This is a genomic window from Pedobacter polaris (genome assembly GCF_005116505.1).
Lineage (GTDB): Bacteria > Bacteroidota > Bacteroidia > Sphingobacteriales > Sphingobacteriaceae > Pedobacter > Pedobacter polaris.
This window is the reverse complement of record NZ_SWBR01000002.1, coordinates 710420-732344: the sequence shown is the minus strand read 5'-3', so window position 1 is coordinate 732344 and position 21925 is coordinate 710420. Positions and strand designations below refer to the sequence as shown.

The following is a 21925-nucleotide window of genomic DNA, read 5'->3' as shown; positions in this document are numbered from 1 at the left end:
AAAATATCTTTTCTTAGACTTTTTTTGATAAAAATGAGCTGATTTTAAAAGTTTTGTAGCAAAATTATTTTAGAAAAATAGAATAAATACGTAAATTGAATGAGTAATTAATTGTGTTAAACAATTCGCCAAAATTTTGGTTATTGATATATAATTGTTCAATTATAAATTAATCTCATTCAAATGGTAAAAATTGATTATTTGTGCGATATTTTTGAAAATCAACTACCACTACTTTTTACTTTATTACAAGGTGATGTTTCGGAGGTTTTTTACATCTGTGTTGGCGACCAATTGGTAGGTACCATCAATAAAGTAACTGATGGCTGGGAGCAAATAGGAGGTGGTAAAATGCCTGATGAGTTTATTAGTAAAATAGGTAAATTCATAGATCACGAATGTTTAAATCCAGCCTAGTATAATTCAACTCTGTCAATTGTTTATTAAAAAAGAATATATAGTTGTTTAGCTTTTGTAAGTAGGTAACTATTTATGTATAAACAATTTAAAATATTTTTTTTCTTTTTTTAAAACTTTTTAGGCCCAAAGTCCTTTATTAAGTAGAACCCTTAATAACAGGTGGAAAATTAAAGTTTAATTAAAAAACAGAATATGAAATTGAAATTCTTAATGTTTCTTACAGTTGCCGGTATGGCAATTGCAGGATGTAGCTCTAGCAAAAGTGGTAGTGGAACAATGGATTCTTCAGCAATAGATAGTTTGAAAAGAGACTCGATGATGAGAGATACAATGAAAACTGTTCCAGATACAACTAAAAAACAACCAGATACTACAAAGCAGCAATAATATAGAGCGTATTTAGTTAATTGTTATAAATCTAGAACAACTGCAAGATTTTATTGCAGTTGTTCTTTTTTAAATGTTGTTATGAATAGTAAAGAAAAAGATCCAAGAGATAAAGTAACAAATGCTCCTAATGAAGGTGTAATCACAAATTCAGATCTAAAAGATTTGCCTGAGCAGATACAAGGCAGTGATGCAGATTATGACTCAAGGAGTAATACTGATATTGACATAAATAAAGGCCAAGCTGAAATCGAGGATCAAGAAATTAATCCAGAGGATAATCCTGAAAAATAATTATTTGGTAATTTCAATTCGTGTTTCTTAGCTCAAGCATACAATTTAAGGAAATTTAAATCTCTTCATTTAACTTCAATAAAAAGTCCTTTAACTTTTCTAAAGAAGCAATAACTTTTTGATTTTCTTTAACCTCGCCAGAATTGTTTTTAAGGTGTTCTTTAGCACCTTTTAGTGTAAAGCCTTTATCGTCTACCAGATGAAAAATAATTTTTAAGTTCTCAATATCTTCTGGAGTAAAAAGACGATTACCTTTTTTGTTTTTCTTAGGTTGTAATACATCAAATTCTTTCTCATAAAACCTAATTTGAGAAGCATTTACACCAAACATTTCGGTTACTTCACCCATGGTATAGTACATTTTATTAATCTCTCTCTCTTTATATGGCATGCTTTTGTCTGATTATGAATTGATTGTAGCTTTTACTTAAAGTATTCAAATGTAATGCGATTTTAGTAGAATACCGCAATAAAATTTTAATTTTGTTCTCTAAATTTTCTACACAGAATGACAGCCAAAGAAATAAGACAGACCTATTTAGATTTTTTTAAAAGTAAACAACATCATATTGTAGCATCGGCACCTATTGTGGTTAAAAATGACCCAACGCTCATGTTTACCAATGCCGGTATGAACCAATTTAAAGATTTATTTTTAGGAGAAGCTGCCATTAAATATCCTCGTGTTGCAGATACACAACGTTGCTTACGCGTTTCTGGTAAACATAATGATCTAGAAGAGGTAGGAATTGATACCTACCATCATACCATGTTTGAGATGCTTGGTAACTGGAGTTTTGGAGATTATTTTAAAAAAGAAGCCATTGCTTGGAGCTGGGAATTATTAACAGAAGTTTATAAAATACCCAAGGACCAATTGTACGTTTCTATTTTTGAAGGTGATGAAAAAGAAGGTTTACCCAAAGACACAGAGGCTTTTGAACTTTGGAAACAATTTGTGCCAGAAGATCGGATTATTTTAGGCAATAAAAAAGATAACTTCTGGGAAATGGGAGACACCGGACCATGTGGTCCTTGCTCAGAAATTCATGTAGATTGCCGCCCTTTGGCAGAAAGAGATGCCTCTAGTGGAAAGGACTTAGTGAATGCAGATCACCCTCAAGTAATTGAGATTTGGAACAACGTATTTATGCAATTTAATCGCGTAAAAGACGGCTCATTAAAACCCTTGCCTGCACAACATGTAGATACAGGAATGGGATTTGAGCGTTTGGTGCGTGTGTTACAGGGCAAAACGTCTAATTATGATTCTGATGTGTTTCAACCCCTAATTCAATTTATTGCAGAAAAATCTGGATTTGAATATAGCAGCAATGCAGAATCTGGAGATAATGGCTGGAATGAAGCTGTAGCGATGCGTGTAATGGCCGATCATATCAGAGCTATCTCTTTTGTAATTGCCGATGGTCAGTTGCCATCTAATAATAAGGCAGGATACGTGATCAGGCGTATTTTACGTAGAGCAGTGCGTTATGCTTATACATTTCTGAATTTGAAAGAACCCTTTTTAAACCAATTGGTGCCCGTTTTGGCAGAACAGTTTAAAGGTGTTTTTGATGAGTTGTATTTGCAGAAAGATTTTGTGCAAAAAGTTGTTTTGGAGGAAGAGGTTTCTTTTTTGAGAACACTAGAGAAAGGAATAACGCTTTTTGAAAATCATTTAAATAATACTGTTATCCCAGCAAATAATGAAGGCCATGGCTATGGATTTGACTATGATGGAGCTTTAATAGAAAATGTTCCGCTAAATTCAATTTCAGGCAATTTTTCTTTTTTACTGTATGATACTTTTGGATTTCCTATTGATTTGACAGAGTTAATGGCTCGTGAAAAAGGGTTTAATGTTAATATAGTGGAATTCAATAAAGCTTTAACTGAGCAGAAAAATCGTTCTCGTGCAGCAACTGCAATAGATACCGGAGATTGGGTAATTGTAAACTCAGATAATGATACAGAATTTGTAGGCTATGATTTAACGGAAATTGAAACAGATATTTTAAAATACCGTAAAATAAGTGCAAAAGGTAAAGAACAATATCAAATCGTTTTACGTCAAACGCCTTTTTATGCAGAAAGTGGGGGACAAGTAGGAGATACAGGTCGATTAGAAGACCACAGCAGACAGTTTTGGGTAGAAATTACTGACACCAAAAAAGAAAATGGCGTTATTGTTCACTATACTGATACCCTACCTACAGATCTTGATGGTAAGTTTTGGGCAGTAATAGATGAGGAAAAAAGAGTTTTAACAGAAGATAACCACTCGGCTACTCACTTATTACACGCAGCTTTAAAAAAGGTATTAGGTGCTCATGTTAATCAGAAAGGTAGTTTGGTAAATGCCGATAATTTACGTTTTGACTTTTCGCATTTCGCTAAAATTAGCGAAGAGGATTTAGCGAAGATTGAACATGTTGTTAATCAGAAAATTAGAGCTAATATCCGTTTAAAAGAACAGAGAAATATACCTTATAATGAAGCGATTACTTCTGGTGTGACTGCCTTGTTCGGCGAAAAATATGGGGACTTTGTTCGCGTAATTACTTTCGATGATCATTTCTCTAAAGAACTTTGTGGCGGAACACATGTAAAAGCGACCGGTCAAATTGGTTACTTTAAAATCATATCAGAAAGTGCTGTAGCTGCTGGTGTTCGTAGAATTGAAGCCATCACAGCAGATAAAGCTGAACAATTTATTATTGAGCAAAGTAAAGAACTAAACCAACTTAAAGGACTGCTAAAAGGAAGTCAGAACATTAATAGTGCGGTACAGGCCTTAATAGATGAAAATGCTCGACTTAAAAAAGAAATAGAGAAGAGCATTTTGGCTAAAGCAGGTGATATGAAACAAGATATCGCTGCCAAGGCAGAAAATGTAAATGGAATTAATTTTATTGCCACTCAAGTAGATTTACCAAATGCAGAAGCAGTTAAAAATTTAGCCTTTGAGGTTAAAGCTTTAGTTCCTAATCTTTATTTAGTGTTTACTACCTTAATCGAAGAAAAACCTGGTATTACAGTAATGATTTCAGAAAATGTAGTTTCAGAAACATTAAATGCTGCAAAAATTGTGCGTGAGTTAGGTAAAGAAATTCAAGGTGGTGGCGGGGGCCAACCATTTTATGCAACAGCAGGTGGTAAAAATGCAGATGGCTTAACTAAAGTATTGGAAAAGGCAAAGAATTATATAATTTAGCAATTAGAAAAACTAAAAAATCACACTATTAATGAAAAAATTAATGCTCTCTGGCTTTTTAATAGCCTCAACTTTATTTGTACAAGCACAAAAGACTGATACTGTTTCGTTAAAAAAAACAGGTATAAGTGGTAATAATGAATTGAAGCTTAATTTAGCTTATACTATTGGTGGTTTTCCAGAAATAAATTACGAACGAATCCTTAAAGATGATTCGAGCGTAGGTGTTGCTATTTTGATTGGTTTGGAGGATGATGTAGAATTTAAGTTCGCATTTATTCCAAATTATAGAATTTATTTTGGTGGTAGAAAAGCAAATGGATTTTTTATTGAAGGGAATATGGCAGTGGTTACCTCAAGCTTAGATAATTATTACGTTTACGATTACAATACAAATACTTCTTCATATTATTCTAGTAATCGCAATGAAACAAACTTTGGATTAGGTGCAGCAGCAGGAGCTAAATTCTTAACTAAAAATGGCTTTGTTGGTGAAATATATCTTGGAGCTGGTAGATTGTTTGGAACTGAAGGAGTTGGTGGGTATCCAAGAGCGGGCATTACAATAGGCAAAAGATTTTAAATAAAAAAAGGCCTCGATATGTATCGAGGCCTTTTTTATATTGATTTTACTAATTAATTCTTCCCTTTTCCTTTTCCATTCCCGTTGTTGCCTTTTCCGTTATTACCTTTAACATTAACAACGTTCACTTTTGCTTTTCCATTCCCATTGTATATTTTTTTAGCCTGTCCGGGAGGCATACCATGTGGATGACCTTTTACCACATAATATTTTTTATTATTGCTATTCTTGATAACTGATTGTTTACCACCCCAGTTTTTAAACTTTGAATATTTAACTTTATGCGTATTATAATTTAAATAAGGTCTATCTCCATTGATAACTACTTTATAGCCATTATATAGGTTATAATTACTATATCTAGTAGGCAAAGAGTTGTTAAAAACCCAGTTCCCGTTATTTAAATAAACAAACTGTTGTTTTGGAACATTATAATAACTGTCTACGTCTGGTAAATAGTAATAATCAACATGGTCATACCCAGTAGGGCCCCATAAAGGCTGTGAGCCTATGTTTACATTTAAACTTATTTGTGCAGTCGCAGTGTTGTAAAATAACGATGCAATTCCTAGCATCGCTATAACGATTAACTTTTTCATGTAATTATATTTAGATATTGGTTAAATTAATGTCTTCCTTTTCCGTGACCTTTTCCATGTTTGAAAGATTTGTTATAGTGTTTATAGTTATTCTGTTTTACACTATAATATCTGGTAGAAGGCCTGCTATAAGATGATCTATAAACCCTAGTTGGCTTATAATACTTTTTATGTCTATCTACATAAACGTAACGTGGTGCAGGAGCATAATAGGTATGATGCACAACAGGTCTTTCATAATCGGTATAATAACCATAAGATTCATACCTAGGTTGCGAACCAATATTAATACTTAAACTAACCTGAGCTTTTGCGGGTTGATAAACGGCCAATGCAATTCCGAGCATTGCCAATAAAATGAACTTTTTCATAGCTTTTAAATTTTGTGTGTACTGTTATCAAATCCAATTCTATGCCATAAGTATATTGTTACCCATTTTTAAATAATATTGATACATTAATCTTATCTTTGAACAGTTAAAAACGACCTTTTTACAACATATTACCCGTTAATGAGTGCAATTACTACAACTGAAAGTATTAACTTAGAATTGGTTTCTGGTTTAGAGATACATGTACAGTTAAATACACAATCAAAAATATTTTCATCAGATAGTGCCTCTTTTGGTGCTAAACCAAATGAGCATATTTCTCCAGTTTCTTTGGCACTACCAGGTGCTTTACCTAAACTAAATAAAGAAGTTGTGGCTAAAGCCATAAGAATTGGGTTGGCCTTAAACTGCGAAATCAATCAGCATAACTTTTTTGATCGTAAAAATTATTTCTACGCCGATTTACCAAAGGGATATCAAATTACACAAGACAATAGTCCAATATGTAAAAATGGATACTTAAATGTTGTTTTGGCTAATGGAGAAGAAAAAAGAATTGGTATCAATCGTATCCACCTTGAAGAAGATGCAGGTAAAAGCTTACATGATCAAGACATTAAATACTCTTATGTAGATTTAAATAGGGCAGGTGTGCCTTTAATTGAAATTGTAACTGAGCCAGATATTCGAAGTGCAGAAGAAGCATCAGCTTTGCTAACAGAAATTAGGCAGTTGGTGCGCCATTTAAATGTTAGTGATGGTAATATGGAGGAAGGTTCTTTACGTTGTGATGCCAATATTTCTATTCGTGAAAAAGGTACCACGGCATTTGGAACACGTTGTGAGGTTAAAAACCTAAATTCTATACGTAATGTTAGAAGGGCGATGGAATTTGAATTCTCACGCCAAGTAGAAGTAACCTCCAAAGGCGGAAAGATTATTCAAAGCACCTTAAATTTTGATGCAGATAAAGGCACAACTTCTCCAATGAGAACAAAAGAGGAGGCAAATGACTATCGTTATTTTCCAGACCCTGATTTACAACCCATTTCAATTTCCGATGAATGGTTAGCAGAAATTAAATCGGCTATGCCTGCATTACCTAAAGAAATTGCGAAACAGTTGATTGTAGATTTTGGCATCAATAAAACAGAAGCTAACTTACTAGCTGAAGACACTGATCTGTATAATTATTTTAATGTAGCTAAACTTGATGTTAAAAACCAAAAAAGCTTGGTTAATTGGTTGTTAGGTTCTATAAGAGCCTTGTTAAACGAACAAAATTGCAGTATTACTGAGTTTAAAATCTCACCTAATCAATTGGCTACAATAATTAATTTGGTTGATGAGAAAAAAATTAGTCAGCAAAATGCTTTACAAGAGCTTTTACCTGCATTAAAGAACGGAGAGGACGTTTTGCAAATGGCAACTCAATTAAATTTATTGATTGCAGAAGATAATGACGAGATTTCAACGTATATAGATGAAGTATTGGCTAAATACCAACCACAAGTGCAGGCATACAAAACCGGTAAAAAAGGCGTTTTAGGTTTGTTTGTTGGCGAGGTAATGAAACTTGCAAAAGGCAAGGCAGATGCAAAGAAAATAAGTGATTTGATAATTGAAAAATTAAAATAAATGAAAAAAATAGTATTAATGTTAAGTCTAATTGTTGTTTTAGCAGCATGTAAAGACAAAACTAAGTTTGTAATAGAAGGGAAATTCGAAAATTCAGGTGCTGATAAAAAAGTGTTTTTATACGGCATGTCAAATAATGCAATGAAAGTCTTAGATTCAACAACATTATCTGATAAGGGAGAATTTAAGTTTAGTCGTGTTTCTCCAGAAACTGATTTTTTTAGAGTGAATGCTGGCGAGAAAGAATATATGCTTATTGCTAAAAATGGTGATGAAGTTAATATACAGGCTGATTTAAATGACAAGAACAATAGCTATAAAATAAGCGGAGCTGATGATGCTGAGAAGCTTGCAGAGTTTAATGCGCTAAAATTTAAATATAGTACTAGTTTAGATTCTGTTAAAACAGCATTCGAGAAAGAGGTTGCACTTAATGCTGCAGATAGAGAAACATTGATACAGAAATTTACACCAAGCTATATGAAAGCATTGGGTGATTTAAATAATGCGATTATTAAATTTGCACACGATAACACCAAATCATTGGTTAGCTTTTATGCCATTAGCCTTATTAATCCAACAGGTAATGAGGCAGCTATGGTTACTTATGCTGAGAAAGTTGATGAAAATTTAAAGAAAAATTCTGCTGTTAAAACTTTTGTAGATAAAGTTATAAAGTTAAAAGCAGTTCAGGTTGGTCAGCAAGCTCCAGATTTTAGCATGAATACTGTTGATGGAAAAACAATTAGACTAGCTGATTTTAAAGGTAAATATGTTTTAATAGATTTTTGGGCATCATGGTGTGGGCCATGTAGAAACGAAAATCCTAATGTGGTTAAAGCTTATAATACATATAAAGATAGAAATTTTACTATTTTAGGTATCTCACTAGATAAAGATAAAGCAGCTTGGCAGCAAGCAATCAAGCAAGATGGTTTAACTTGGACACATGCAAGTGAATTAGCTGATTTTTCTGGACCTACAGTTAGGTTGTATCAAGTTGAAGCAATACCAGCATCTTTCCTATTAGATCCCACTGGAAAAATCATTTCTAGAAATTTAAGAGCAGAAGAATTGGGTGTTTTCTTAAATAAAACCTTACCTTAAACTTAATTCATTGTTAAAATATTAATCAGTTTAACAATTTGTTAACTTGATTTTAACTCAATAGTGCAATTGTATACTTACTTTCGTAATAAATAAATAAACGATGAGTACAGCGAAACAGAAAATATTAATTGTTGATGACGAACCAGATATTTTAGAGCTGATTGAGTATAACCTTAAAAAAGAAGGTTATCAAGTGTTTTTAGCCAATAACGGTCAAGAAGGGATTTCAGTTGCTAAGAAAGTTCATCCAGATTTAATTATTTTAGACATCATGATGCCTAAGATGGATGGAATTGAGGCTTGTCGATTAATGAGAGCAATACCTGAGTTTAAAAATACTTTTATGGTGTTTTTAACGGCTAGGAGCGAAGAATATTCTGAAATAGCAGGTTTTAATGTTGGTGCTGATGATTATATTGCTAAACCAATTAAACCTAGAGCTTTAGTAAGTAGAATAAATGCAATTCTTAGAAGAAATACCAGCGGAGAAGAAGTTTCTGATAACAAAGTTGAAATAGGTGATTTAGTAATTGATAGAGAAGCATATTTAGTTTACCAAAATGGTAAAAAAGTTGTGCTAGCTAAAAAAGAATTCGAACTTTTATATTTGCTAGCATCAAAACCTGGTAAAGTTTATACAAGAGAATCTATTCTTAAAAATATATGGGAAGACTCAGTAGTTGTTACCAATAGAACTATTGATGTACACATCCGTAAATTACGTGAAAAACTAGGTGAAACTTATGTAGCTACAGTTAAAGGTGTTGGCTATAAGTTTGAGTTGAGTTAATAGTCTGAAGATCTGAAAGATTTATAAGATCAAAATATATTGAAAAGTCTTAGCATTTGCTAAGACTTTTTTTTGCAATTGCATCGTCAATTAGCTAATTATCACATTCATTAATTAGCTAATTATTATTTCCGTACTTTTGTGCCTTATTTAAATTTTAGCGTGAAGTATCCAAATTTTAAAGACCTTATTTTATTCGAAAACGATGATTATATCGTTGTAAACAAACCACCTTTTGTAGCCTCTTTAGATGAACGTGGTGGTGCAGGCGAAGTAAACATATTACGTTTAGCTAAACAATATGCTGATGATGCCCAAGTTTGCCATCGCTTAGATAAAGAAACTTCAGGAGCAATTGCAATTGCCAAAAATCCTGAAGCTTATCGTTCTTTATCTATGCAGTTTGAAAGAAGAAAAGTGAAGAAAATATATCACGCTGTAGTAGATGGGCAATATCAATTTGATAACCTATTTGTTGATCTTCCAATATTAAATGATGGTAATAAAAATGTAACGATAGATAGGGCAGAGGGTAAACGTGCGGAGACTTATTTTAACTCTTTAAAATACTATAAACATTATACGTTAGTAGAGTGTAAACCTGTAACTGGCAGAATGCACCAAATCCGTATTCACCTTGCTACACAAAGAGCTGCAATTTGCGGCGATACCATGTATAAAGGTAAACCCGTTTATTTATCTGCACTTAAAAAAGGTTATCGCTTATCTAAAGATGAAGAAGAGCAGCCTATCATGAAACGTTTTGCACTTCATGCGAAAGAAATTACATTTAAAGGATTAGATGAGCAAGATATTCATATTGAAGCGCCATACCCGAAAGACTTTACTACACTTTTAAAGTTATTGGATAAATTTGATGCTTAGTATTATTTGGCCTTTTGTTTAAGCAGGTGTTGTTTTTGGTATGTGTAAGGCGATTAGTGAAAAGAAATTAATCTTTAATAAATAAAAAGCAGGGATGTATCTACATTCCTGCTTTTTAAGATCTAAATTACTCAGCTCGTTTTAAGCCGAATTTCTCAATTTTACTATATAAATGACTGCGTTGAATTTCTATGTCATCAGCAGTTTTAGATACATTCCAATTGTTTTTTTCTAATTTAAATTTGATAAATTCCTTTTCAGCATAATCTTTATAATCCTGAAAGTTTGAGAACTTTTCATAAGCTACAGTTGCACCACTATTTGCTGCTGCACCATTGCTATTTCCAGTTCCAATATTTGTGCCCCCAGTTGGGTTGGCGAAAGCAATCACATCATTTTCAGTAATACTTTTATCGCTTAGAATAATTAAACGTTCAATCATATTATGTAATTCCCGCACGTTACCTGTCCATGGAAGGCCTTTTAAAGCTTCCATTGCATTGTCGTTAATCTTTTTAACAGGCATGCCATAATCACCACAAATTTCTTCTAAAAACTGTTGCGCAATAACCGGAATATCATCTGTACGCTCTGTTAAATGAGGTACATGGATATTAATTACATTTAAACGATGGTAAAGGTCCATTCTAAAATTACCTTCTTCAATCTCTTTCAGTAAATCTTTGTTTGTTGCTGCTAAAACTCTAACATTTACATCTAATTCTTTTTCTCCACCAACACGTGTAATTTTATGTTCCTGTAAGGCTCTCAATACTTTAGCTTGTGCAGAAAGGCTCATGTCTCCAATTTCATCTAAAAATAAAGTACCACCATTTGCCAATTCAAATTTACCAATGCGTTGTTTTACTGCAGAAGTAAATGAACCTTTTTCATGTCCAAATAATTCACTTTCTATTAATTCTGATGGAATGGCAGCGCAATTAACCTCAATTAAAGGGTTTTCAGCTCTATTTGATTTTTCGTGGATCCATCGAGCAACTAATTCTTTACCACTACCGTTGGCACCAGTAATTAAAACACGGGCTTCTGTAGGGGCAACACGATCAATGGTTTCTTTAATTTTGCTAATGCTATCAGATTCGCCTAAAATATGACGAGTTTTACTAACTTTTCTTTTTAAAACCTTAGTTTCAGTTACTAAATTACCTCTATCTAACGCGTTACGAACCGTAATTAATAGTCTATTTAAATCTGGTGGTTTAGAAACAAAATCAAAAGCACCTTTTTTACTTGCCTCAATAGCTGTTTCAACTGTGCCATGTCCAGATATCATGATAAAAGGAAGGTCTGGCTTTAGGATCTGTGCATTTTCAAGCACTTCCATACCATCCATTTTATTCATCTTAATATCGCACAATACTAAATCGTAGTTGTTTTTTTTGATGAGTTCTAAACCATCAATGCCATTATCAATGTCATCAACTTCATAGCTTTCGTATTCTAAAATTTCTCGTAGAGTACTTCTTATCGCTCTCTCATCATCAATTATAAGCAGTTTTGCCATTTTGGGTAGTCAATTTATATTAGAATGCTAATATATTGTTTTTTGGTTTAATGTATAGTTTTTTATACAGTTATAACCATAAAAAACTTTAAAGGTTTTTGTAGATTAAAATAAAGCCTTAATTAACAAAGAGGCACAAAGAAAAAACAACCATTTCTGTTTCTAGTTTGTCATTCCGACTTTGGAGGAATCTAATAATCTAGATTCTCTATTGCAGTGGCTTTAAAAGTGTACTGTAATTACGCTTTGAAGAAATAAAAAAATGCAAGCCTATAAGCCGGGTTCTGTTCCTGATAAATCAGTATTCTATCATTAATCTAGTCTAAACGTTGCCGTTCATCTCTAACGACCTACCCACTAACATCGAGCGAGCAGCCCTACATGCGTTAGCCTATTTGGTCTTTCAACTCCCGAGGTTTACCAAAATGCTAGTCACCTAGCATGATCGTGAGCTCTTACCTCACGTTTTCACCCTTACCCCATAGCGTAATGCTTCGTGGCGGTATATTTTCTGTGGCACTTTCTGTCGTTTAGGTATTCAATCCTAAACTCCTTCCCGTTAGGAAGCGAGATGCTCTATGTTGCCCGGACTTTCCTCCTTACCATTAAGATACGGCGATAGAACGACTTGCATTTTTTTGTAAAGGTAAGAATAAAGGTTGATAGTCCATGGATAATGGCCTATGCACCATGGACTATAACCTAATTTATTTACAATTTCTTAAATCGCTTTCTACCAACTGATGTTGATATATGCCTTGTTTATTGCCAAAAGAATTGGTTACATAAACGATTACTTGTGCAATATCTATATTCTCTAATTGAGGAAAAGAGGGCATTTTTTCTTGATAAGTTTTACCATTAATCACCATAGGTTTATTAACCCCATTTTTAATAAAACAAGCCAGTTGTGATTTATTTTCTTTTAAAAATACACTATCAGTTAATGGTGGTGCTAATTGGCCTAAGCCTTCTCCTTTTTCTCCATGGCAATTTTGGCAATATTTAATGTAAATATCTTTTCCATTGCTCACATATGAGGCTAATTCGATTTCACTTTCACTCTGACAAGAATAAATCATAGTGCAAATGGTAATCGTAAATATTGCAAGTAATATAATTTTACGCATGCTTAATCTTTTTCTTCAGCTAATAAGGTAGAGATATCTTTCTTTAATTGTTCTACCTGCTCTGTTTTGGTGCCATCATAAGCCCCACGCATTTTTTTGTCCTTATCAATTAATACCAACCAGCCTTGATGTATATAGCCATCTCTTGCCGTGCTATCTTCTTCAACAGCAACTAAATAATTCTTTTCTGCCAAACGATACACATCTTCTTTACTGCCATAAACAAATAGCCATTTTGAGTTGTCTATACCCAATTTTTGTGAGTATTTTTTTAATACAGCCGGTTTATCATATTTAAAATCTATAGTGTGTGATAAAAACATCACATCTGGATTACTTTTAAAATCTTCATATACAGTTTTTAAATTTCTATGCATGGTAGGGCAAATAGTAGTACAAGAAGTAAAGAAAAAATCTGCTACATACACTTTTCCCTTAAATACATCTTGCGTGATAATGGTGCTATCTTGATTTAAAAAGGAAAAATTTGGTATAGTTTGATAAACTGTATCTACTACTTGGTTTCCATCTTTATCTTTAGTAATCACAGCCTCACGTTGCCCATATATTGGTAGTTTTTTATTGTTGTTACAGGCAGCAAAGCCGATTGTTAAAGCTAATAATACAGCAAAGCTGATGGTGTTTTTAAATTTTATCATGATGATTGAATTTAGTTTACAAACATACGTTAAACGCAAATAATGTTTAACGTATGTTGTAAGTATTTGTTAAGATTTAATTAAATAATACAATTGATTGATGTTATAAGTGATCCCTAAATATATTTTAGCAGCACTCTGTGGATGATCGGTTTTTGCTTGCCAGAGATTACGCTGCATCCCAATATTTAATGCAATGTTTTTATAGTACAAATCTGCACCAACACCTCCCATTAGGTTATTCATTTCATGGTCGCCTGTTTTTTCACCCTTATATGTTTCACCAGCAGAATTTTCATAAAAAAATTGAAGGGAAGGCATTACTTGCCAATCTTTACTTAAACGTTGTGTATAAAAGAAGTTTAAAAAAGTGGTACTGCTATTCGCTATTCCCTCTAATTCTTTATTCTCGCCATTTATTTTATAAGAGGTATTGATACTCATCCCCAGCTTTTTATAACCTATTAAGTAATTTGCATATACAAAACCATCTGTACTACCTGTGCCTGGTTGCATTAATGCCGAATATCTGATTCCACCTCGGGTTTTGATATCATTTTTTCCACTAGGTAATTTTAAACCTGCACCAACAATTAGTCGCTGGTTTATGGGAGATTGATCTAATTTTCTGATCAAATGATAACCAGCATACACGTTTATGTCACCCATGCCCGAAATGGAAGAGGTGTTGCCATTGTAACGCTCACTGTTTGAGTTGTAAGGAAGAATTGCATTTAACTCAATTCTTTTATGGATGAAATATCTCCCTCTAATTTCCATAGTTCGGTAAAGCTCATAATCAGTAGGGTTATTGTTGTGGCCACTTAACGGAGCCATTTTATCATCTTTTGGAAAAAAGAAATTACTTCCCTTTGGAAATGTTTGATGGCTTTGACCATGATAACCACTAAAAGATCGATAGCGATATAATATTCCAAAGCTACTTTGGTTATCATAAGGCGTTAAACCCATAAAACACCCGCAAATATCACAAGCGAATGTATTTATAGCGCAAAAAATTAATAAAATGATTAGCCATTTAGTTCTCACTGAAATTTTTATTTTTAATAAATTCATTATCGGTTAATGTTTTTAAAAATGAAATTAATTGTTGTTTTTGGGCACTAGAAAGAGAGATGCCTAACTTGCCATTTTGAAATAAAGTCGCATCAAGATTAGTAGCATGCTTTACACCAGTATTATAATGCTCTAAAACTTTTTCTAGTGAGTTAAAACGACCATCATGCATGTAGGGTGAAGACAGTTCGATATTCCTTAATGTTGGAACTCTAAATTTTCCCAAATCACTTGCCAAACCTGTAATCGTTTTACGACCTTCATCAATACTAGTCAAATCCAATCCGTTACTTTTATAGCTTAAGTCTGTAAATAAAGACCCTGCATGACAGCTCGCACATTTTTCATTAAAAAGGTGATACCCATTTTGCTCTTCAATTGTAAATGATGTTTCTTTTCTAATGACTTTATCATATTTGCTATTTGCAGAAATCATTGCCGCAGTAAACTGAGTTAAAGCCTTTAAAAAGTTTTGAGAATTGACAGTTGAATTTCCAAAAGCATCCTTAAATAATTGAGGGTATGGACTTGTATTATTTAAAAAAGATACTACTTTAGTAAGATCAGTTCTCATTTCGCAAGCATCTGTGACGGCATTGATAGGTACTATTTCTAGATTTTTTGCTCCACCATCCCAAAAGAATTCCTTTTGCCAAGCTAAATTGAATAATACAGGCGCATTTCTCTTGCCCAAGCAATTGTCTACACCATGGCTAACAGCATGGTCTAACTGTGCAAATGCTGCAAATTGTTGATGACAACTGCCACATGAAACGCTTTTGTCTGCTGATAACCTAGTATCATAAAAGAGCTTTTTGCCTAGTTCGAAACCATTTTTAGATAGTGTATTGTCTTCAAATTTGTAAACTGCATCCGGAAAATTTGCAGGTACTTTAAATACAATTTCTTCAATCTTTGGCATTATAGCTTCACTTTTGCTGCAGGCATACAATACCCCCATACTTATTACAAGTAGGAGATAAATTTTAAATCGCCTCATTTTAGTTGTGAATATGATCTAATTCAAATAATCCACTTACATAGTTATTTGCTACAATTACAGAATTTGCACCCCCCATAGTAAAGTTGAGTTGAGCAAAATTTACGTTCTGTTTGCCAGTAAATAAACTACCTGCATTTACCTTAAAATGTAGTTGTGGTTTTTTGTCTTCTCTAATTCTTAATGGATTTGCAACGTTAAAGTCTGTGCTAAATGTTCTGATGGTATTGTTTGGATCTACAATTCCGCCGATGTGAAAAGTTAGTGTGTGATTAGCTGCTGTAGATTGAGGCGAATTTCCTTCTAGTTTTACAAAGATGTAGCCGCTATTCCATGTCCAAAACATACCTAGTGCGGGGTCTAAGGCACCCGTTTGTGCACCTGCAAGATTTCGCTCTTTGTTAACTCCGATAGTGAAATTTATTTTAGTATAATCTCCCTCAGGTACATCAGCTATGCTAATTAATGAAGATGATGGTTTACTCGCATCAACCAAAATGTAACTCTCAGGAATGCTATAAGTCGTACCATCAGCTTTGCTTAATTTAACATTGCTCACATAATATTTAAAGGTAGAAATAGTATAGCTATCACCATTGGCATTGGTGTAATTTTGAGTGTTTAACATTAATTGGGCACCATTTACTGTATTGTCAAATTCTAATGTAAAACTCCCAGTCTGATTTGCATCTGGTTGTTGTTTTTCTTTTTTGCAAGAAGTGAAGCCTAAGGTTAAAATAGCGAAAAGTGTTACCAATATATTTTTGATATTCATTTTAAATTAATTAATAGTAATAAGATTGCATAACAAGGTCTTTAGCCTGGTTTTGCTTAGATTTTTTTGTTGAATGCCATGAAATTTATAGGCATAGCAGAAACATATCGCTTTGTGGCGATAACAACAAATGAATAGGAAAAATTAGGCTATTTTAGGTGGTTGAAAAATTGCTACAACCTTACCGATGGGTTCTTGTTGCAAATAGTGGGGTGTTTCTAATTTAATTGGAAGTTCGAAAACTGTTGGCATTAAACTCACATAAGTAGGAGCTAATGTTTCGACCATCCTTTTTAAATTCTCTTGGTCTTGTTTGTTCTTTTGTTCCAGTTCTTTGAGTTTAATATCCATAAAGCATTTCCCATCGCAATGCATTTCTGGCTTGTCTAAATTTGTACAGAGTACGGTAGCAATATAAGACCTATTCAAAGAATAAGAAGAAAATAACAGCCATTGATTGAAACAATTGGTTACAATTCCAAGTAGTAAAAAAATTGCGATAATTTTTCTAAACGCTGTCATTGCCGCAAATGTAGGCAATGTGTTTAGAATTCTTAAGCTAAATTTTAAATTAGCAGGTAAATTTTTAATGCATGAAAAAGGTTGGTGCATAAACACCAACCTTAATTTTAAAATTTTTAATGCATGAAAAGAATTTGTCTTTCAACCTTGTTAATTCTTTTTACCATTTTCAACCCTTTTAATTTCTTCGCTTCTATCTTTTTTGAGATCAAATGCTGCAAAATCTTTTGTTTGTGGTAGTGCTACAGTAAAACTATTCAGTAAATCTATTTCAATTGATATTACATCTGTTAATAATTCAATGATATGACCACCACTTTTTTTATCTGCTGACAAAAAATGAAAATGATAGCCACTAATGTTTGGACCCTCCATATGAGCTGGAATTCTGTAACCAACTAAGTCGCCTTCAATATTTTTAAAGGTAAAGAACTGTTGTAACGGTAGCATTTCTGCCAAAGGTAAATACGGTTTTTCTTTTACGGGAGGGAAGGCTCTTGTTTTAATATTTTTAAATGTTCCTTTGATATGGATAGCATAAATTGCATTTTGATTGGGCAAAATGCTATCTAGGTAACTATATAGCCTTTCTTTTGATACGCTTCTAGTAGTTTTTATTGTCTGATCTGCATTAAAGAAATTAACAACAGCAAAAGGAGTGAGGTGATTATCATTGATTTCGAATGTTTTACCACTTGCTTGTGTTTGATAGATTTTACCGTCTAAAATTAACAATTCACCATCCAATAAATCAGGTGCACCTAAACCAAAATTGCCATGTAATTTGAGTGTTTTGTATGAGTAAAAAGCATTGTATAAACCACCAATAAAGGCACTGGCATGGCCAGCAGTATATAAATTATTAGTTGGATTGATGCTTTGATTGGTTTGTGATTTTACACTTGATATTAAGAAAATAGATAAAAGAACAACACAAATTTTAGTTCTAAACATTGAGAGATGATTAATTTTAATTTAACAAATAAAGCAAAATTAATTTAAAATCATCGTTTTGCCAAGCTAGAACTATTTTGTACTTAATAATAAAGGTTGGTGTATAAAACACCAACCTTTATTCTAATTTACTTTTTTATAGGTTGTAATTACCTCCATAACATAATCTATTCTGCCATTAGCATCAGTAAAAGAATAATAGTCAAAATGCTTACGCTTAAACTCATTTTTATCTAGGCTAAAATTTCGGATTTAGGGAAACCAAGGCTCCAACTAGTCCAACCTGTAGCAGGTGACAAAGCAACATCTAGATTTGCATAGATATTTCCATCTGGAGTAATTCCCCATGTACCTATAATCTGTTTATTGAAATCACAATTATCGTCATATTCAGCTACTCCATCATTTTTAAGATTTAGCCTAGATTTCATAGAACAGTTTCCAATAATTGTAGTATCTAACAAGACTGTAGCATCTGTTCTTGTATACTTTTTCTTGTGTATAGAATAAAGCGACCAAGTAGAGCCTGTAAGAAGTTTTTTATTTTTATCGATTTCAGTCTCTTTATCCTTTTTACATGATGATAAGATTATTATGAATAATAGACTGTAAATAATATTTTCTTCATCTTTTAATTAAGCCTGCAAATCTTCCATTATTTCACTAATCTTTTCAGCTAACTTTTCTTCTGTGGCTTTATAATCTTCGGCTGACGCCAAAGGTGTATTTACACTACAATAGAACTTAATTTTTGGCTCTGTTCCGCTTGGTCTTGCAGAAATAATACTGTCATCTTCGGTAATAAACTGCAATACATCAGACTTAGGGAAACCTAGTTCTTTACTTGTACCAGCTTTAATATCAGTTTCTTTATTTAATTCGTAATCTTTTAGTGTTACTACATCAGAACCTCCCAATTTTGCAGGTGGGTTATTTCTAAACTTCTCCATCATGGCTTTAATTTCTTCAGCACCAGTTTTACCTTTTTTGGTAATTGAGACTAAATCTTCTTTGTACATGCCATAAGTTACATACATGTCAATCATTGCCTGATATAAGCTACTTCCTTTGTCTTTGTAAAAAGCAGTCATTTCAGCAATAAATGCACAAGAAATCACAGCGTCTTTATCGCGCACTAAATCGCCAATTAAATAACCATAACTTTCTTCTCCACCAGCAATAAATGTTTTTTTGCCTTGTAGTTGTGTCATTACTTGTCCAATCCACTTAAAGCCTGTTAATGTATTATAATATTCAACTCCCTTGGCATCACAAATGGCTTTAATTAAGCTAGTTGTAACAATAGTTGAAACAACATATTCATTACCTGTTAGCTTTTCTTTTTCTTCCCAAGCGGTAAGTAAATAGTTGATCAATAAACTTCCTGTTTGATTTCCGTTTAATAATTCAAATTCACCATCATTATTTTTAACGGCAATACCAACTCTATCCGCATCAGGGTCTGTAGCTAAAACCAAATCGGCATCAATTTCTGCTGCCTTTTTTAAAGCCAATGTTAGTGCTTCTTTTTCTTCTGGGTTTGGATAAACAACTGTTGGAAAATTACCATCTGGCTTACTTTGTTCTTCCACTACGGTTACATTGGTGAAACCGAATTGAGCTAATGCTTTTGGTACCAAAGTTATGCCTGTGCCATGAATAGGAGAGTATACAATTTTTAAATCATGCTCGCGAGCAATAGCATCTGGCGAAACAGAAAGTGCGGTGATTTTATCTAAATAAAGTTTGTCTATTTCTTCTCCAATAGTTTCTACATTAATCTCAACACGATTAAATTTTACCTCATCTATGCTTTTAATAGCCGCAACTTCATCCATTACCATTTTATCATCAGGAGCAGTAAATTGCCCGCCATCATTTCCATAAGCCTTATAGCCATTGTACTCTTTCGGATTATGAGATGCAGTTAACATTACCCCACTTTTGCATCCTAATTCTCTTATGGCAAAAGAAAGCTCTGGTGTTGGTCGCAAAGCAGAAAAGAAATAAACTTTAATTCCATTTGCCGAGAAAACATCTGCAGTAATGTTTGCAAAAACATCAGAATTATTTCTGCTATCGTGGGCAATGGCAACACTTATTTTTTCATCCTTATATTTCTTGTTCAAATAATTGGCAAGACCTTGTGTAGCAGTGCCAATGGTATATTTATTAATACGGTTTGAGCCTGGCCCCATAATACCTCGTAATCCTCCAGTTCCAAATTCTAAACTTCTATAAAAAGCATCCGTTAACTCTGTAGTTGCTTCTTTATCTAATAAGGATTGGATTTCTGTTTTGGTTTTTTGGTCATAACTACCATTAAGCCATGTGTTTATGGTGTCTAAAGTCGATTTTTCTAGTTGCATATACTAATTTGGTTGATGTTCTTATATATTACAAAACAAAATTAAAATTGTTCAAATGATGTTTTGGGAACGTTATCAGAATTTTATTTTGTCATTTAAGCGAGATTTAACGGTCTTTTCGCTATTTTCACGCCCTGTTACAATAATAAGAAAAATACGCATTCTAAAATAAAAAATGAAACCTTTATAATTTATAATCAAGTAAAAACAATTAAATAAAATTATAAAGGCTTCATTACCAATAAACAATAATTAAGTAAATGAAAATATTAAAATTTGGTGGTACATCTGTAGGTAGTCCAGAGCGCATGAAAAAATTGTTGGATATTGTTAATCCGACAGAAGAGCAAATTGTAGTATTGTCAGCAGTGTCTGGTACTACAAATAGTTTGGTAGAAATTTCTTCTAAATTACTAAAGGAAGAAAAGCAGGAAGCTACAACATTGATAAAGGCGTTACACCAAAAGTACAATGAATTTGTAATTGAATTATTGCCTGATGTTGATTTTAGAGAGCAAGGTCAGGAAGTTGTAGATTATCATTTTAATTTTTTAGCTTCTTTGGTAAATGATTTATTTACAAATATTGAGGATAAAGTTGTTTTAGCACAGGGTGAATTGTTGTCAACTACATTATACCATATCTATTTAAAATCGATAGGAGTACCATCTGTTCTTTTACCGGCTTTAGATTTCATGAAAATAGATGAAGACAATGAGCCTGATATTCCTTTTACAACAAAACACTTAACTCCACTTTTAGAGCGTCATAAAGACAATAAACTATTTATTACTCAGGGTTTTATTTGTAGAAATAGCTTTGGAGAGGTTGATAACTTACGTAGAGGAGGGAGTGATTATACAGCTTCTCTTTTAGGCGCTGCAATTTTAGCAGAAGAGGTTCAAATTTGGACAGATATTGATGGAATGCACAACAATGATCCAAGAATTGTAAAAGGAACAAAGCCAATTTCTCATTTGTCTTTTGATGAGGCAGCTGAGTTAGCTTATTTTGGGGCGAAAATTTTGCACCCACAATCTGTTTTTCCAGCTCAAAAATATAAAATACCAGTTCGTTTACTAAATACAATGGAGCCAAAAGCTTTGGGTACTGTAATTAGTACTGAAAGTGAAAAAGGAAAAATTAAATCTATTGCAGCTAAAGACGGAATTACTGCCATTAAAATCCAATCTAGCAGAATGCTGTTGGCTTACGGTTTTTTAAGAAGAATTTTCGAGATTTTCGAAAGATATAAAACACCAATTGATATGATTACTACTTCTGAAGTTGCAGTTTCATTAACTATCGATTTTACAGATAATTTGGATGAAATTGTAAAGGAACTAAATTCTTTTGGGAGTGTAGAAATTGATAGAGATCAATCTATTGTGTGTGTTGTAGGTGACTTTGGTGCAGAAAAACATGGCTATGCCGCTAAAGTTCTAGATTCAATTAAACATATTCCAGTAAGGATGATTTCTTATGGTGGAAGCGCTTATAATATTTCTTTATTAGTTGGAACAGAAAACAAAGTAGAAGCTTTAAGGAGTTTACACGACCGCATTTTCTAATGCCTTCTAAAATAGAAAAAAATAAAAATTGCAATAATTACCAATATAATAGTTAACCGAATTCTTCTTTCAAATTCTTTACGACTAA

General features: G+C 32.9%; 23 protein-coding genes and 1 other RNA gene. 10 read left to right on the top strand and 14 right to left on the bottom strand.

Going from position 1 to position 21925, the window contains the following annotated elements:
* Positions 1-183: 183 nt before the first annotated feature.
* The 3 genes from FA048_RS09410 to FA048_RS09400 all read left to right on the top strand — a co-directional run bounded on the left by FA048_RS09410 (position 184) and on the right by FA048_RS09400 (position 1101).
* A complete protein-coding gene (locus FA048_RS09410; RefSeq protein ID WP_136840195.1) occupies positions 184-417 on the top strand; it encodes a hypothetical protein in 234 nt (77 codons plus the stop codon).
* Between the two features lie 195 nt (positions 418-612).
* Positions 613-807 carry a coproporphyrinogen III oxidase gene (locus FA048_RS09405; protein ID WP_136840194.1) on the top strand — a complete coding sequence of 65 codons (195 nt, stop codon included), beginning with the start codon at positions 613-615 and terminating at the stop codon, positions 805-807.
* An 81-nt stretch (positions 808-888) separates the two neighbouring features.
* Positions 889-1101, top strand: coding sequence for a hypothetical protein (locus tag FA048_RS09400; RefSeq protein WP_136840192.1), 213 nt, complete (start codon positions 889-891; stop codon positions 1099-1101).
* A gap of 55 nt (positions 1102-1156) precedes the next feature.
* Here FA048_RS09400 and FA048_RS09395 read toward each other — a convergent pair whose 3' ends face one another.
* The gene (locus tag FA048_RS09395; RefSeq protein WP_113653523.1) at positions 1157-1492 is read right to left on the bottom strand and encodes a MerR family transcriptional regulator; all 336 of its coding nucleotides are present in this window, start codon (positions 1490-1492) and stop codon (positions 1157-1159) included.
* 117 nt (positions 1493-1609) lie between these two features.
* Here FA048_RS09395 and alaS point away from each other — a divergent pair, with 117 nt between their 5' ends.
* Entirely contained in the window at positions 1610-4318 is a 2709-nt protein-coding gene (alaS, locus tag FA048_RS09390) for an alanine--tRNA ligase (protein ID WP_136840190.1), read from the top strand.
* A 31-nt stretch (positions 4319-4349) separates the two neighbouring features.
* A complete protein-coding gene (locus FA048_RS09385; protein ID WP_136840188.1) occupies positions 4350-4901 on the top strand; it encodes a hypothetical protein in 552 nt (183 codons plus the stop codon).
* A 53-nt stretch (positions 4902-4954) separates the two neighbouring features.
* Here the strand turns inward: FA048_RS09385 and FA048_RS09380 are convergent, their stop codons facing one another.
* Complete coding sequence (locus FA048_RS09380; protein ID WP_136840186.1) at positions 4955-5500, bottom strand: hypothetical protein; 546 nt, start codon at positions 5498-5500, stop codon at positions 4955-4957.
* A 26-nt stretch (positions 5501-5526) separates the two neighbouring features.
* The gene (locus tag FA048_RS09375; protein ID WP_136840184.1) at positions 5527-5871 is read right to left on the bottom strand and encodes a hypothetical protein; all 345 of its coding nucleotides are present in this window, start codon (positions 5869-5871) and stop codon (positions 5527-5529) included.
* A gap of 141 nt (positions 5872-6012) precedes the next feature.
* Here FA048_RS09375 and gatB point away from each other — a divergent pair, with 141 nt between their 5' ends.
* The 4 genes from gatB to FA048_RS09355 all read left to right on the top strand — a co-directional run bounded on the left by gatB (position 6013) and on the right by FA048_RS09355 (position 10255).
* Positions 6013-7470, top strand: a complete 1458-nt coding sequence (gene gatB, locus FA048_RS09370) for an Asp-tRNA(Asn)/Glu-tRNA(Gln) amidotransferase subunit GatB (protein WP_136840182.1) — start codon at positions 6013-6015, stop codon at positions 7468-7470.
* Complete coding sequence (locus tag FA048_RS09365) at positions 7471-8577, top strand: TlpA disulfide reductase family protein (RefSeq protein ID WP_136840180.1); 1107 nt, start codon at positions 7471-7473, stop codon at positions 8575-8577. It begins immediately after the preceding gene.
* A gap of 103 nt (positions 8578-8680) precedes the next feature.
* Entirely contained in the window at positions 8681-9370 is a 690-nt protein-coding gene (locus tag FA048_RS09360; protein ID WP_136840178.1) for a response regulator transcription factor, read from the top strand.
* A 162-nt stretch (positions 9371-9532) separates the two neighbouring features.
* Positions 9533-10255 carry an RluA family pseudouridine synthase gene (locus FA048_RS09355; protein WP_136840176.1) on the top strand — a complete coding sequence of 241 codons (723 nt, stop codon included), beginning with the start codon at positions 9533-9535 and terminating at the stop codon, positions 10253-10255.
* Positions 10256-10382: 127 nt separating this feature from the next.
* Here the strand turns inward: FA048_RS09355 and FA048_RS09350 are convergent, their stop codons facing one another.
* From FA048_RS09350 to FA048_RS09300, 11 genes are all read right to left on the bottom strand, one after another.
* The gene (locus tag FA048_RS09350) at positions 10383-11780 is read right to left on the bottom strand and encodes a sigma-54-dependent transcriptional regulator (protein ID WP_136840174.1); all 1398 of its coding nucleotides are present in this window, start codon (positions 11778-11780) and stop codon (positions 10383-10385) included.
* 257 nt (positions 11781-12037) lie between these two features.
* Positions 12038-12415: RNase P RNA component class A (gene rnpB / locus FA048_RS09345), an RNA gene on the bottom strand.
* A 72-nt stretch (positions 12416-12487) separates the two neighbouring features.
* Positions 12488-12910 (bottom strand): c-type cytochrome, encoded by a 423-nt coding sequence (locus FA048_RS09340; protein ID WP_136840172.1) that lies wholly within the window; start codon positions 12908-12910, stop codon positions 12488-12490.
* A gap of 2 nt (positions 12911-12912) precedes the next feature.
* On the bottom strand, positions 12913-13569 hold the full coding sequence (locus FA048_RS09335; protein ID WP_136840170.1) for an SCO family protein: 657 nt from the start codon (positions 13567-13569) through the stop codon (positions 12913-12915).
* Between the two features lie 69 nt (positions 13570-13638).
* Positions 13639-14541, bottom strand: coding sequence for a hypothetical protein (locus tag FA048_RS09330; protein ID WP_136840169.1), 903 nt, complete (start codon positions 14539-14541; stop codon positions 13639-13641).
* Positions 14542-14608: 67 nt separating this feature from the next.
* A complete protein-coding gene (locus tag FA048_RS09325; protein ID WP_225872522.1) occupies positions 14609-15568 on the bottom strand; it encodes a cytochrome-c peroxidase in 960 nt (319 codons plus the stop codon).
* Between the two features lie 79 nt (positions 15569-15647).
* Positions 15648-16421, bottom strand: coding sequence for an MbnP family protein (locus FA048_RS09320; RefSeq protein WP_136840167.1), 774 nt, complete (start codon positions 16419-16421; stop codon positions 15648-15650).
* A gap of 144 nt (positions 16422-16565) precedes the next feature.
* Positions 16566-16943: a hypothetical protein gene (locus FA048_RS09315; RefSeq protein WP_136840165.1), complete on the bottom strand. Its 378-nt coding sequence runs from the start codon at positions 16941-16943 to the stop codon at positions 16566-16568.
* Between the two features lie 150 nt (positions 16944-17093).
* Positions 17094-17897, bottom strand: a complete 804-nt coding sequence (budA, locus tag FA048_RS09310) for an acetolactate decarboxylase (RefSeq protein ID WP_136840162.1) — start codon at positions 17895-17897, stop codon at positions 17094-17096.
* 233 nt (positions 17898-18130) lie between these two features.
* Positions 18131-18328 carry a hypothetical protein gene (locus FA048_RS09305; protein WP_136840161.1) on the bottom strand — a complete coding sequence of 66 codons (198 nt, stop codon included), beginning with the start codon at positions 18326-18328 and terminating at the stop codon, positions 18131-18133.
* 204 nt (positions 18329-18532) lie between these two features.
* Positions 18533-20266, bottom strand: coding sequence for a phospho-sugar mutase (locus FA048_RS09300; protein ID WP_136840159.1), 1734 nt, complete (start codon positions 20264-20266; stop codon positions 18533-18535).
* A 260-nt stretch (positions 20267-20526) separates the two neighbouring features.
* Between FA048_RS09300 and FA048_RS09295 the strand changes: the two genes are divergently transcribed.
* The gene (locus tag FA048_RS09295; RefSeq protein ID WP_136840157.1) at positions 20527-21837 is read left to right on the top strand and encodes an aspartate kinase; all 1311 of its coding nucleotides are present in this window, start codon (positions 20527-20529) and stop codon (positions 21835-21837) included.
* The last annotated feature ends 88 nt before the right edge of the window (positions 21838-21925 follow it).